General features: G+C 36.5%; 12 protein-coding genes and 1 riboswitch. Of the genes, 11 read left to right on the top strand and 1 reads right to left on the bottom strand.

All coding sequences use genetic code 11. The features are described from left to right. The first annotated feature begins 342 nt into the window (after nucleotides 1-342). The 6 genes from UH1x_RS04600 to UH1x_RS04575 all read left to right on the top strand — a co-directional run bounded on the left by UH1x_RS04600 (nucleotide 343) and on the right by UH1x_RS04575 (nucleotide 9873). Nucleotides 343-540, top strand: coding sequence for a hypothetical protein (locus tag UH1x_RS04600; RefSeq protein WP_482625427.1), 198 nt, complete (start codon nucleotides 343-345; stop codon nucleotides 538-540). 385 nt (nucleotides 541-925) lie between these two features. After that, entirely contained in the window at nucleotides 926-2869 is a 1944-nt protein-coding gene (locus UH1x_RS04595; protein ID WP_482625408.1) for a CocE/NonD family hydrolase, read from the top strand. 32 nt (nucleotides 2870-2901) lie between these two features. Further along, a complete protein-coding gene (locus UH1x_RS04590) occupies nucleotides 2902-3258 on the top strand; it encodes a biotin/lipoyl attachment domain-containing protein (RefSeq protein WP_482625406.1) in 357 nt (118 codons plus the stop codon). A 291-nt stretch (nucleotides 3259-3549) separates the two neighbouring features. Beyond that, nucleotides 3550-3653: riboswitch (SAM riboswitch) on the top strand. Between the two features lie 139 nt (nucleotides 3654-3792). Then, on the top strand, nucleotides 3793-5067 hold the full coding sequence (locus tag UH1x_RS04585) for an O-acetylhomoserine aminocarboxypropyltransferase/cysteine synthase family protein (protein ID WP_482625404.1): 1275 nt from the start codon (nucleotides 3793-3795) through the stop codon (nucleotides 5065-5067). 122 nt (nucleotides 5068-5189) lie between these two features. Next, nucleotides 5190-8576: a bifunctional aspartate kinase/homoserine dehydrogenase I gene (gene thrA / locus UH1x_RS04580; protein ID WP_482625402.1), complete on the top strand. Its 3387-nt coding sequence runs from the start codon at nucleotides 5190-5192 to the stop codon at nucleotides 8574-8576. 124 nt (nucleotides 8577-8700) lie between these two features. Further along, on the top strand, nucleotides 8701-9873 hold the full coding sequence (locus UH1x_RS04575; protein WP_036156296.1) for a trans-sulfuration enzyme family protein: 1173 nt from the start codon (nucleotides 8701-8703) through the stop codon (nucleotides 9871-9873). A 58-nt stretch (nucleotides 9874-9931) separates the two neighbouring features. Here UH1x_RS04575 and UH1x_RS04570 read toward each other — a convergent pair whose 3' ends face one another. Beyond that, entirely contained in the window at nucleotides 9932-10462 is a 531-nt protein-coding gene (locus tag UH1x_RS04570; RefSeq protein ID WP_482625400.1) for a hypothetical protein, read from the bottom strand. A 92-nt stretch (nucleotides 10463-10554) separates the two neighbouring features. Here UH1x_RS04570 and UH1x_RS04565 point away from each other — a divergent pair, with 92 nt between their 5' ends. The 5 genes from UH1x_RS04565 (at nucleotide 10555) to UH1x_RS04545 (ending at nucleotide 14417) form a co-directional block, all read left to right on the top strand. Further along, nucleotides 10555-10965, top strand: coding sequence for an RrF2 family transcriptional regulator (locus UH1x_RS04565; RefSeq protein WP_482625399.1), 411 nt, complete (start codon nucleotides 10555-10557; stop codon nucleotides 10963-10965). 200 nt (nucleotides 10966-11165) lie between these two features. Beyond that, nucleotides 11166-11429 carry a DUF2061 domain-containing protein gene (locus tag UH1x_RS04560; RefSeq protein WP_036156290.1) on the top strand — a complete coding sequence of 88 codons (264 nt, stop codon included), beginning with the start codon at nucleotides 11166-11168 and terminating at the stop codon, nucleotides 11427-11429. A 14-nt stretch (nucleotides 11430-11443) separates the two neighbouring features. Continuing rightward, a complete protein-coding gene (locus UH1x_RS04555) occupies nucleotides 11444-12067 on the top strand; it encodes a phosphoadenosine phosphosulfate reductase domain-containing protein (protein ID WP_482625397.1) in 624 nt (207 codons plus the stop codon). A gap of 48 nt (nucleotides 12068-12115) precedes the next feature. After that, nucleotides 12116-13066, top strand: coding sequence for a sulfate adenylyltransferase subunit CysD (gene cysD, locus UH1x_RS04550; RefSeq protein ID WP_051941873.1), 951 nt, complete (start codon nucleotides 12116-12118; stop codon nucleotides 13064-13066). A gap of 103 nt (nucleotides 13067-13169) precedes the next feature. Further along, on the top strand, nucleotides 13170-14417 hold the full coding sequence (locus tag UH1x_RS04545; protein ID WP_036156285.1) for a sulfate adenylyltransferase subunit 1: 1248 nt from the start codon (nucleotides 13170-13172) through the stop codon (nucleotides 14415-14417). Nucleotides 14418-14438 lie beyond the last annotated feature (21 nt).

Raw genomic sequence — 14438 nt, 5'->3', positions numbered from 1 at the left:
ATAGCACTGTTCCATAAATAAATAAGAAGCTCCTTTAAAGGAGCTTTTTTTATGCACTGATTTTACCTCACAAGACAATTAACACCCCTTCACAACAAGTTAAGATGGTTTGACCACAAAATCTATTTTGTAAGAAAAGGATTACATATATTTGAAATGTAATAAATAGAGAATCCCAAATCTCGCCACCTACAAAAGATGAATTATATACTAGTTGTACAAACAAAAAACGGACAGAAACAAGTTCAAGTTGAAGCCCCAAAAGTCAGCTTAATTTTAAATCTGTTTAAGGTATTGAATCTTTGAAAACCTATTAAAGTAATAACTTAACCTACGAATGCCATGTCATTACCCCACAGAATCTCTCTAGCTTTTTTGGCTTGCATAATATTACAATCTTGCTCAAAAGAAACCGACCTAATTTCGGAGTATGTTGTTTTAGATGCTACAAAAACTGAATATCGTTCGGTAAAAATCACCTCGGATTTTGAAAATAAAAAATCTGAAGAAACAGTTGCATTGATTCCTTTTTCTGATTAAATTCCATGCCACTAAACACTAACCAAATGAAAAAACAATTACTCCAAGAAACTACTGTTCAAGAATATAAAGGTGATTTTTTTACTGGCATACTTATGCTTGTAAGAAAGTTGTTCATGATATAATCTTGTTCGCAATTGCTTCATAAATGCTGTTTTTAGATAGCATTTATGAGCAATTTCCCATTATTTATTACAGCGTTTATTTTTAAATTTTATTAAGCTTCCATCTAATTTGGTTTTGCATGGTAACTAGACTATGATGCAATTCGGCTTACTTTTGCTCATGTAATCAAATAACGCAACATTTTCCTGCGTCTACCTATCTATAAATCTTCAAAAATCGAGTAAACTTTCTTAGCTTTAAGACTTCAAATTCTTAAGACATGCCAAAGATTACCATCAAACACCTTTTTGCCTTTATTTTATTGGCTACAGCGATTGTTTCCTGTAGAAAAACAGCTCCTAAAGTAGCAGAAGCTGAGGTTTCTGAAACATATGTGCAAGATAACTACACCAAAAAAGAAGTAGATATTACCATGCGTGACGGTATTAAGCTTCACACTACAATATATTCCCCAAAAGACACCTCAAAAGAATACCCGATTATCATGCAGCGAACTCCATATAGTTCAAAACCCTATGGAGAAGGTAATTTTAAAACCAAAATAGCACCCAACATTCATATGATGCAAGATGGCTACATAGTAGTCTACCAAGATGTACGTGGGCGTTGGTTAAGTGAAGGTCATTATGAAAACATGCGCGCTTTTAATCCAGATAAAAAAACGGAGAAAGATATTGACGAAAGTTCAGATACTTATGATACCATAGACTGGTTGGTAAACAATGTAGAAAATAATAATGGTAATGTGGGTATATGGGGTATTTCCTATCCTGGTTATTATTCCACGTATGCCGTTGTAGATGCACACCCAGCATTAAAAGCAGCATCTCCTCAGGCAAGTATAGCCGATTTCTTTTTTGATGATTTTCATCATAACGGAGCCTATTTGTTGAGCTACTTTAGGGCAACATCATTATTTGGCACTCCAAGACCAGATGGTGATAAACCTATAGATACTGCGTGGTATACACTACCTGATTTACCTACTGAAGATCAGTACCAGTTCTTCTTAGATGAGGGTCCGTTAAAAAACTTAGATCGCTTCTTTGAATACGAAACTGCCGATACGCCACGTATGGCAAAAGAAGGTGTTACAGACGATTATTTCTGGAACGAACTTAAAGAGCACCCTAACTATGATGAAATGTGGCAGAGTAAGGGCTTGATTCAGCATTTAAAAGATGTAAAACCAACAGTAGCGACTATGGTTGTTGCAGGGGAGTTTGATGCTGAAGATTTATACGGACCATTAGAAACCTACAAGAATATTGAAAAATACAATGCCGATAATTACAATACTTTAGTTTTTGGACCATGGGATCACGGCGGATGGGCACGAAGAAAAGGGCAGAATATTGTAGGTAATTATTACTTTGGTGATGGAATTTCAGAGTTTTTTCAAGAGAATATAGAAGCCAAGTTCTTTGACCACTTCTTAAAAGGAGATGGGGATAAAAATAGCGGATTACCCGAAGCCTATGTTTTTGATACTGGTAAAAAAGATTGGAAAACGTATGATACCTGGCCACCAGCAGGAGTTGTTAAAAAAGACATGTATTTATCCGCAGACGAAGAACTGACCTTTGAGCCAAAAGCAGTTGAAGAAGTGAAGTTTATAAGTGATATTAAAAAGCCGGTTCCGTATTCAGAAGATATTAAAACGGTATTTACACCAAGAAAATACATGACGGACGATCAGCGTTTTGCAGCACGCCGTGGCGATGTGTTGGTGTTTGAAACCGAAGTGATGGAAAATGATATGACCTTGGCAGGTGATATTCTAGCGAAGCTAAAAGTAGCCACTACGGGAACTGCTGCAGATTGGATCGTAAAAATCATTGATGTACACCCAGCCGATGAGCCAGCGTATGAAGGAATGCAAGACCACTTAAAAATGAGCAATTATCATTTAATGGTTCGTAGCGAGGTATTGAGGGGGCGATTTAGAAACAGTTTTGCAGAGCCAGAGCCATTTGTGGCCAATGAGAAGACCGATGTCACCATAAAGTTACAAGACGTTTTCCACACCATTAAAAAAGGGCATAAGCTACAAGTTCAAGTACAAAGCACTTGGTTTCCTTTAATAGATTTAAATCCGCAGACCTATGTAGATAATATCTTTAAAGCAGATGAGTCCGATTTTAAAACGCAAACACATACGGTTTTTACAGATTCTAGTATTGAGTTTTCTGTGTTGGAGTAGGAGTACTTTGATATTATTTATAATTGAAAACAATGAAGAAATGGCTAATTAAGCAAATGGGGAAATTTGGACTTGACGTTTCGAATTTAAAAACAGATGTAGAACTTAAAGGTCGTTTTCTTGAAGTTGGGGAATCGGAAAAAATTATATTTCCGAAAGAACTGGACATAAGTAGTGAATGGAGGATTAAAGAATGGTTTTTTGAAAATGGACAATTAGTGAATCCAGGTGATATTGTCGGAGCTGTTGAGAATCAAAAACAAAGGTTCGAGTTTGAATCTTTTGTTGGCGGAAAGTTGAATTATTTTATATTAGTAGGATGCAAAGTTGAGGGCGGCTTAGACTTGGCTGAAATCACTGGAAATTCAAATTTAGACCAAAAGATATGAACTTAAGCTTTGTAGAAGATTTTACAGATTAAGGCAATTGATTTAATGATTCTTTAGAAATAGATCTGATGAAATTTCCCGACTTTTAATACCAATATATCTCACAAAACAACAACTAAAATGAAGAAACTAATCTTAACCATAGCAGGTTTGCTTTTTCTGTTGCCAATAAAAACTTAATCCCTCAGAAAAATAACAACAAGACCTCAAATTATATTTTTTTCTTAAAATCTTAGGTTATTAAAAACTTCTGCCCAATATTTGTAGCTCAAAGTTCAAACACGTATTGAATAGTTATCAAGAAAGGTGGAGGGATTAGACCCTTTGAAACCTTAGCAACCCTTTGTTCCATGCAAAGAAGGTGCTACATTCTACCCTTAGGGGATGGATAACAGTAATCGAATTTTCTTCGATATTACTTTCTTATAACTTTTTGATTTTACCTACCCGCATATAATGCTGGTCAAGGTTTGGCTTTTAATTTTTTGCATCCTGAGCGTAGCCGAAGGATTAATTTTTAAAAACAACAAAATCATGAGTAATCACAAATTAGCAACAAACGCATTACACGCAGGTCACGACACAACTACCAACGGTAGTACAAGAGCAGTGCCTATTTATCAAACATCATCGTATGTCTTTAATGACACGGATCACGCAGCAAACTTATTTTCGTTAGCGGAATTAGGTTTTATTTATACAAGATTAAATAACCCTACCAATCAAATTCTACAAGACAGGTTAGCTGCGGTAGAAGGCGGAATTGGAGCGGTGGTTTTTGCATCGGGTACAGCAGCAATCTCAACAGGGTTGTTGACATTATTAAAAGCTGGTGACCACATTGTGGCATCAAGCAGTTTATATGGTGGTACATTTAATTTATTGAACGTAACCTTACCAAGATTCGGAATTACAACAACCTTCGTAGATGCATCTGATCCTGAGAATTTTGGAAAAGCGGTACAGGAAAACACAAGAGCATTTTTTGTAGAATCTTTAGGGAATCCTAAGTTAGATGTGTTAGACCTGAAAGGGATTTCAAAAGAATCTAAAGCGGCAGGTGTGCCATTTATAGTAGATAATACTGTGGCTACTCCGTCATTATTGAATCCTATTGAACACGGAGCTAACCTAGTAATACATTCATTGACAAAATATATTGGCGGACAAGGAACTTCCTTAGGCGGTGCCATTATTGATGCCGGTACTTTTGATTGGACCAACGGAAAATTCCCAGAGTTTACTGAACCATCTGCTGGGTATCATGGTTTGGTATATAGCGAAGCATTAGGTGCGGCAGCATTTACCTTTAAATTAATATTAGAAGGCTTACGTGATTTCGGTGGAGCATTGAGTCCGTTTAACGCTTTCCAAATCATTCAAGGTTTAGAAACATTACCTGTGCGTATTAAGCAGCATAGTGCAAATGCATTAGAATTGGCTAAATGGTTAGAAGGTAGGTCAGAAGTGGAATGGGTAAATTACCCAGGATTGAAGAGCAATAAGTACAACGAATTGGCAAAAGAATATTTGCCAAAAGGACAAAGCGGATTGGTTACTTTTGGTGTGAAAGGCGGATTTGAAGCTGCTAAGAAATTGACCGATGCGACCAAAATATTCTCATTGTTGGCAAATATTGGTGATACCAAATCATTGATCATTCACCCGGCAAGTACCACACACCAACAATTAACTGCAGAGCAGCAAGAAGGTGCTGGTGTAGGTCAAGATTTAATTCGTTTGTCCGTTGGTTTAGAAGATATTGAAGATTTAAAAGCCGATTTAGAACAGGCATTTGCAAGTCTTTAATTTGGGTGACTGAGCGGAGCCGAAGCAATCATACACTTCGGCTCTGCTCAGTGTCCGATTATTTATAAAATTTATATAAGGTGGCTGAGCGTAGTCGAAGCCAAAAATTGATTTTGAAATAGATGCTACATCAATTACAGATTAAAAAATACAAGACCTTAAGTGGTGCCTCTCAAGATATTCAATTGTCTTATCAGGTATTTGGTAAAGAACTGCACACGGCACCTATTATTTTGGTGAACCACGCTTTGACCGGAAACTCTAATGTTACTGGTGAAGATGGCTGGTGGTCAGCACTTATTGGTGATGAAAAATGTATCGATACCCAAAAGTATACTATTCTGGCATTCAATATTCCGGGAAACGGTCATGATAAGTTCGTGATAGAAAATTATAAGGATTTTGTAGCTGGTGATGTAGCAAGAATGTTTTTATTGGGCTTGCAGCAGTTAAAGGTAGAACGTCTTTTTGCTTTGATCGGTGGTTCTTTAGGTGGTGGTATTGCTTGGGAAATGGCAGCATTACAACCAGATTTAACTGAGCATTTAATTCCTGTGGCATCCGATTGGAAATCGACCGACTGGCTAATTGCCAACTGTCAGATTCAAGAGCAGTTTTTGGTGAATTCTAAGCAACCTGTACATGATGCACGTATGCATGCAATGCTGTGCTATAGAACTCCGGCTTCTTTCAAAGAGCGTTTCAAAAGAAGTACTAACGAAGAGCTGCAGGTCTTTAATGTAGAAAGTTGGTTAATGCATCATGGCGATAAGTTGCAAGAGCGTTTTCAATTATCTGCCTATAAGTTGATGAATCAGTTATTGAAGACTATTGATGTCATAAGAGGTGGAGATGAGAATTTTATCAGACTACAAAATAGCGATACCAATATTCATATTATAGGTGTCGATTCTGATATGTTCTTTACTGCTCAAGAAAATAAAGATACGTTTAAGCAATTGGCGCAAGCGAAGAGTAATGTTACCTATGGCGAAGTACAGTCGTTACATGGGCATGACGCCTTTTTGATCGAGTTTGATCAAATGGAGAAATTGCTTGGTGGTATTTTTAATACCAACGACAACACCAAGAAAATAAAGATTCTGAAGTTTGGTGGTAAGTCCCTGAGCAATGGAGAAGGACTAGAGCGAGTATTGGATATCGTTGCCAATAAGGTTAAGAATGAAGAGAATATAGCTATTGTTTTATCGGCAAGAGAAAAAGCAACGGATCAGTTAGAAGAGATGCTGGAGAAAGCCGCAAAAGGTAAAGACTATAAAACTCAGTTCGAGGCTTTAGAAAAATATCAAAAGCATACGTATAAGAATATCAGTTTGTCGGCAGAGTTTAAAGGCTTGGCGAAATTGTATGAAGGAGTTTCTTTACTTGGAGATTATAGTGCTAAGATTAAAGATGAGGTACTGGCTTATGGGGAATTAATTTCTGCCAAGTTGGTTACCAAATTATTGATAGGTAAAGGCATTAACGCAGAGCTGGTAGATACGCGTAAGGTGATAAAGACCGACAATACATTTGGTGATGCCAAGGTATTGGAGGCAGAGTCTAAAGAGCAGGTGTTATTAAAGTTTGCGGATATTCCTAAAGATACTGTTGCGGTAGTAACCGGTTTTATTTCATCTACTTTAGATGGAGAGACAACAACGTTAGGTAGAAACGGCAGTAACTATTCAGCAGCGCTATTGGCTAATTTTCTAGATGCTGAAGAATTACAGAATTATACACATGTAGACGGAATTTACACGGCAAATCCAGATTATGTGCCCGAAGCTAAAAAGTTGGAAAACTTGTCTTATGAAGAGGCAAATGAGTTAGCTAATTTCGGAGCAACTATTTTACATGCGAAAACTATTATTCCGCTTATTGAAAAGAACATTCCGTTGCGTATTTTAAATACGTACAATGATGATAATGAAGGAACTTTGATCAGTGCAAAATCTAGTAAAGAAGGTATAAAATCACTTTCTGTTATTGAAGATGTTGCAATGATCAATATTGAAGGTCGCGGTTTGTTAGGTAAAGTAGGTGTAGATGCACGAATATTTAAGGCTTTAGAAGCAAGTAATATTAGTGTCAGTATCATATCTCAAGGTTCTTCAGAAAGAGGTATTGGTCTTGTGGTGAAGAAAGACAAGGCGAAACGAGCAAAATTGGCTTTAGAGAATGAATTTAGTAATGATTTTGAATCTAAAGATGTGAATATGATTACGGTGATAGATGATGTTTCGATCATATCTATTGTAGGTCAAGATTTAAGTACGTTCCATAACCCCTTTAACGCGCTGATCAAAAACCAGATTGTACCATTGTTGTTTAACAACACGGTGTCAGGTAATAATGTGAGTCTGGTAGTGAAGAAAGCAGATTTACACAAGGCGGTAAACGTCATGCACGGACAAGTATTTGGTATCAGTAAAAGAATAAATATTCTTGTCTTCGGACACGGGAATGTAGGAGGAACATTAATCGATCAAATTCTAAAATCTGCCAAAACAATTAAAGATCGTAAGAAATTAGATTTGCGGGTGTTTGGTATCGCAAATTCTAAGAAGATTTTGTTGAATGAAAAGGGAATTACCAAAAGCTGGAAAACGAATCTAAAACAAAAAGGCAAGGCGTATAAAGTAGAAGACGTTTTTGATTTTGCAAAACGTCATCATTTAGAGAACCTGATCGTTATTGATAATACGGCAAGTAAAGACTTTGTGGCTAACTATTTTGAATTCGTAGAACATGGTTTTGACATTGTGTCTTCAAATAAAATAGCCAATACATTACGTTACGATTTTTATCAGTTGCTACGAGAAGAGCTACAAAAGAATCAAAAGCAATATTTATATGAAACCAATGTAGGTGCAGGATTACCATTGATAGATACCATTAAGTTATTACATTTATCCGGTGAAAACATAACCAGGATCAAAGGCGTGTTCTCTGGTTCATTAAGTTATATTTTCAATACTTTTTCAGAAAGCGATGTGCCATTTTCATCTATTTTGAAAGATGCAATGCAGCAAGGATTTACAGAACCGGATCCTCGTGAAGATTTATCTGGAAATGATGTTGGTAGAAAACTGTTGATTTTAGCACGTGAACTAGATTTACATAATGAGTTTACGGATATAAATATTGATAACCTTATCCCGAAGAAATTACAAGACGGGGAAGTGGCTTTCTTTTTAGAGAATTTAGATGTGTTAGATGCTAAATTCAGTGAAATTAAAAAGAATCAGAAGCCAAATCATGTATTAAGATATGTTGGTGATTTGCATGGAAACCTTCAAAAGGAAAAAGGAGTATTAGATGTGAAGTTGATATCAGTGCCAAAGGAAAGTGCCTTGGGGCAAGTAAAAGGGTCAGATTCTATCATAGAAATTTATACCGAATCTTACGGAGAAAATCCGTTAGTAATTCAAGGAGCCGGAGCTGGAGCAGCTGTTACCGCAAGAGGAGTATTTGGAGATATATTGAGGATTGCGGAGAAAGGGTAGTAAAGAGAAGTTAGAAAATAGAATAAAGAGATTAGATTGAAGTGTTATTAGAAAACTAGATAAGAATCTATTTTCTGTTCTCTCTTTTCTATATTCTATTTAAAAAAAAGTTTAGAAGAATAAAATGAACAAAAACAATAATAAATTTGAAACGAACGCGATTCGTACCCAACTAAAAAGAAGTGAAAACTTGGAACATTCGGTTCCGTTGTACTTGACTTCGAGTTTTGTATTTGAAGATGCTGAAGATATGCGTGCGTCGTTTGCAGAAGAGAAAGATCGTAATATATATTCAAGATACTCAAACCCGAATTCATCTGAGTTTATAGATAAGGTTTGCCAAATGGAAGGTGCAGAAAGCGGATTCGCATTTGCATCGGGTATGGCGGCAGTGTTTTCAACTTTGGCGGCGTTATTGGATAGTGGTGATCATGTACTTTCGGCAAGAAGCATATTTGGCTCAACGCATTCATTGTTTACGAACTTCTTCCCAAAGTGGAATATTGACCATACCTATTTCAAGATAGATGCATTGGAAGAAATAGAAAGTCTAATCACTCCGAAAACAAAAATCATTTATGCAGAGACTCCTACGAATCCTGGTGTTGATGTATTAGATTTAGAGGAGTTGGGTAAGATTGCGAAAAAGAATAATTTGATACTTGTGATCGATAACTGTTTTGCATCGCCTTATTTACAGCAGCCCATAAAGTTTGGTGCAGATTTGGTCATTCATTCTGGCACAAAACTGATGGATGGTCAAGGTAGAGTATTAGCAGGTATTACAGTGGGTAGTGCAGAGTTGATGGATAAGGTGTATCGTTTTTCAAGAATTACAGGTCCCGCTTTATCACCGTTTAATGCATGGGTGTTGTCTAAAAGTTTAGAGACTTTGGCCATACGAGTAGATAGGCATTGTGAAAACGCATTGAAATTAGCGGAGTATCTAGAGGGGAACGATAAAGTGAATTGGGTGAAATATCCGTTCTTAAAATCGCATCCAAAATATGAGATAGCTAAAAAGCAAATGAAAGCAGGTGGTTGTGTAGTAGCTTTTGAAGTTAAAGGAGGATTAGATGCAGGTAGAGAGTTCTTTGACTCTATTAAACTGTTGTCCCTATCTGCCAATTTAGGAGATTCAAGAACTATAGTTACGCACCCGGCATCTACAACGCATAGTAAGTTGAGTGTAGAAGAACGTGCTGCAGTAGGTATCTCTGATGGCACAGTTCGTATTTCTGTAGGGTTAGAACATATAGATGATATTATCGCAGATATTGCTCAGGCATTAGGATAGTAGAAACAAAAAAAGCCCGGTATGTACCGGGCTTTTTTTATACGATAAATTAAAGTGTTTATTTACTTAAAGTCATATTGTAGGTCGCACTAATACTAGTTTCGAATCCTAAAAAATCTACAGTTTCATCTAACTCATATCGTAATGACATTTGAGAATCTGTTAATTCTGTAATCGTAAAACCAATTTCTTCTTCGCCAGAGCCAAAATAAAGGATGCTTCCGTCCAATCTCCATTCATTACTTTCGAAAAAGTCTTCGCCGGTTTCTTCTTCTGTTGAGGTTTCACCCATAACAGTAGTGGTTGTCACCGTTGTATATGATCCTTCACTCGTTACTGTTTGTGGTTCTTCAGAAAAAATAACAACAGTATCAAAATCTTTACCAACAGCTGTAAACGTAGTGGGTATTGATGTTCCATCAAAATTAGTATCAGACCTGCCATCTCTTGTTTCAAGAGCGGTAAGGTTCCATGTACCGATAATTTGTGATTCACTTGCGTTGGAAACGCCAACGCTGTCGTCATCTGAACAAGATGTAAAAACTAATGCAAATACGCCAATAAGCGATAATAAGAATACTTTTTTCATAAGTAGGTAGAATTGATTTGGAAACTTATAACGTAAAAATGGTGTGCTCAAGTATTTTGCTGATATTTTTATTATTTGGCTATCTTAGCATTATGCTCTCGAAAAAGACAAAATATGGTTTAAAAGCGCTAGCCTACTTAGCGGCACAGCCAGATAAGAAACCAGTTCAAATATCAGAAATAGCCGAAAAGGAGAACATCTCCCAAAAATTCTTGGAGAGTATACTTCTTAGCTTAAGAAAAACAGGATTCTTAGGTTCAAAAAAAGGTAAAGGTGGCGGTTACTATTTGTTAAAAACCCCCGAAGAAATTTCGATGACCGATGTTATGAGAGTTTTAGAAGGTCCAATTGCCATGGTACCTTGTGTAAGCCTAAATTTTTATGAAACCTGTGATGATTGTCCCGACGAAAACACTTGTTCCGTTCATAAACTAATGCTGCAAGTGCGTGATAGTGCCTTAGATGTATACCGTAATAATACACTGAAAGACATCATCTCATAAAATCATTTTTTTATTTCATTCTGCAATTCGCAATGCTTCAGTTTGTTGCGAAATATTAATTTTTCATGCTCTTTTGTTAATAATCTACTAAATCTATAGGGTAAATGAAATTTATCTGAGATTAGGGCGACTACATTGGAAAATAATACTATTTTTGAAAACTCTATTAAATTAGTAGGGTAATAAAAATTGAGTAAAAGATGATTGCAGATCAACTTATATTAAATAAAAAAGAAAACAAAACTACGTATCAAGATGATAAAACATCTGAAAAGCCAATTCGTAGTATAGCCAAGGCTTTTAGTTGGAGAGTAATAGGAACAGTAGATACGCTGATTATATCTTATATACTTACAGGTGAGTTTTCAGTAGCAGCATCAATAGCCTCTATAGATTTCGTAACAAAAATGATATTGTATTTCTTTCACGAGCGTTTTTGGAATTTAGTAAAGTGGGGTAAATAATAAAGAATAGTATTATGGCATTGACAGAAGCACAAGTTCAGAAGTTGAACATTCAATTTAAAGGTATACCGCCAGAAGAAATTATTTCTTGGGCAGTGAAGCATGCAGAAACGCCTGTAGTTACAACAAACTTCAGACCCTATGAAGTTGCTATTTTACATGCGGTATCAGGAGTGAAAAAAGATATTCCTGTAGTTTGGTGCGATACGGGTTATAACACTCCAAAAACATATAAGCATGCAGATGAAATAATCAGCAAATTGAATTTAAACGTAAAATTGTTTGTGCCAAAACAAACCACTGCACATAGAGATGCTGTAATGGGTATTCCACAAATTGATGACCCTAGACATGCCGAGTTTACTGAACAAGTAAAGTTGGAGCCTTTTAAAAGAGCCATGGCAGAATTCAAACCAGATGTGTGGTTTACGAACCTAAGAAAAGGGCAGACCGCACACCGCGACAGTTTAGATATTTTAAGTCTAAGCAAAGACGGAGTGTTGAAGGTGAGTCCGTTTTACCACTGGAACGATACCCAATTAGATGCCTATTTAAGAAAATATAATCTTCCTAACGAGCATAACTATTTTGACCCAACTAAGGTGTTGGAGAACAGAGAATGCGGATTGCATAGTTAATCTAAGGTCGTAGAAAAGAATAAGATAATTTATCTAAGAAAATATAGAATGAGTAATACAAGTACGGAATTGGAAGTAACGCCTTCCCAAGAACTTTTAAAAGATACTGCCCATATAAATGCACTTGAGAATGAGGCAATTTATATCATTAGGGAGGTTGCCGCTCAGTTTGAGAAGCCGGTTCTTTTATTCTCAGGAGGAAAAGATTCTATTACACTGGTTCGTTTGGCGCAAAAAGCATTTTGGCCATCGAAAATTCCTTTCCCATTAATGCATATAGACACGGGTCATAACTTTCCTGAAACTATTGAATTTAGAGATAGATTGGTTAAGGAGTTAGGGTTAGAGTTAATTGTGCGTAATGTTCAGGACTCAATCGATCAAGGTAAGGTAAAAGAAGAGTCAGGTAGATATTCAAGTAGAAATAGCTTGCAGACGACGACATTATTAGATGCAATTGAAGAATTTAAGTTCGATGCTTGTATCGGTGGTGCGCGAAGAGATGAAGAAAAGGCTCGTGCTAAAGAACGTATTTTTTCTGTTCGTGATGATTTCGGACAATGGGATGAGCGTAACCAACGCCCAGAGTTGTTCGATATGTTAAACGGACAAATAGAATTGGGTCAGAATGTAAGAGTTTTTCCTATATCTAACTGGACAGAATTAGATGTGTGGTCTTATATCAAAGAAGAGCAAATTGAAATTCCGTCAATCTATTTCGCACACAAGCGTAAGACTTTTTTAAGAGATGGTATGATATGGTCTGCAGAAGACGGTATTGTATTTAGGGAAGAAGATGAGGTTGTAGAAGAAAGATTGGTTCGTTTCCGTACAGTAGGCGATATGTCTTGTACAGCAGCCGTACTTTCAGATGCGGAATCTATAGATAAGGTAGTAGAGGAAATTAGAGATTCATCTATTTCAGAGCGTGGTGCGCGTATAGACGATAAACGTTCAGAAGCAGCGATGGAGAAAAGAAAACAACAAGGGTACTTCTAGAAAACAGTATTCAGTCGCAGTAGGCAGTTATATGATTAGCTGCTAGCAATAACAATAATATTAAAAAGCCAATAGCGAATAGCGAAGGGCTAATAGCTTTAAAATGGAAGTACTAAAAATAGCAACGGCAGGTAGTGTAGATGATGGTAAAAGTACCTTGATAGGGAGAATGCTTTACGATACAAAATCTTTGACCAGCGATAAGTTAGAAGCAATAGAAAAGACTAGTAAGCAAAAGGGATACGATTATTTAGATTTCTCTTTGGCTACAGATGGTTTGGTAGCAGAACGCGAACAGGGTATTACTATAGATGTTGCCCATATATATTTCTCTACAGCAAAGAAAAGTTACATTATTGCAGATACTCCCGGTCACGTAGAATATACCCGTAATATGGTTACAGGTGCTTCTACCTCACAAGCAGCGATTATATTGATCGATGCACGTAAGGGTGTTATCGAACAAACGAACAGACACTTTTTTATCAATAACTTATTACGTATTAAAGATGTTGTAGTGGCTATTAATAAAATGGATTTGGTAGATTATTCTGAGGAAACTTACAATGCTATCAAAGCTGATTTTGAAGAGTTGATGGCGAAAAGAGATTACCAAGATCAGAAGATAACCTTCATTCCGGTAAGTGCATTGAAAGGTGATAATGTAGTAAATAAAACAGATAAGACACCTTGGTATACTGGTCCTACTTTGTTAGAGCATTTTGAGGCTTTAGATAGAAAAGATATTTTTAATGCAGGTACACCTCGTTTCCCGGTACAATATGTTATTCGTCCGAAGACAGATGAGCATCATGATTTTAGAGGGTTTGCCGGTAAGGTTTATGGAGGAGAGTTGAGTGTAGGTGATGAAGTGGTAGCGCTTCCTTCGCAAACGCGTTCTAAAATAAAAGAAATCTATTTTCATGACAAGAAGTATAACACTGCTTCTAGACGTTCATCGGTAACTATTACTTTAGAAGATGAAATTAACTTGAGTCGTGGAGATATGTTAGTGAAAGCTGGAGATTTGCCAACGGTTGATAAGCAATTTACAGCTACAATCTCTTGGATGGATTCGTTGCCGTTAGCCGCAGGAAACAAATATGTTGTTCAACATGGTGTCAATAAAGTATTGGCGAAAGTGGAACAGGTACATCATAAAATTGCGCCTGATTATTCGGGTATCGATACAGAAACAGATTCATTAGGTATGAATGATATTGCCCAGGTAAGTTTTCGTTTAAATAAGCCAATTTTTTACGATCAATTTAAAGATCATAGAACTAACGGGTCGTTCATCTTAATAGATACAAAATCTAATAGTACCGTAGGGGCTGGTTTTATACAGTAAAAGCCCCTTAGGGGAATTCAA

The organism is Maribacter sp. UH1 (assembly GCF_056839145.1).
Note: the sequence above shows the minus strand (reverse complement) of the source record. Positions and strands in the feature narration are given on the sequence as shown.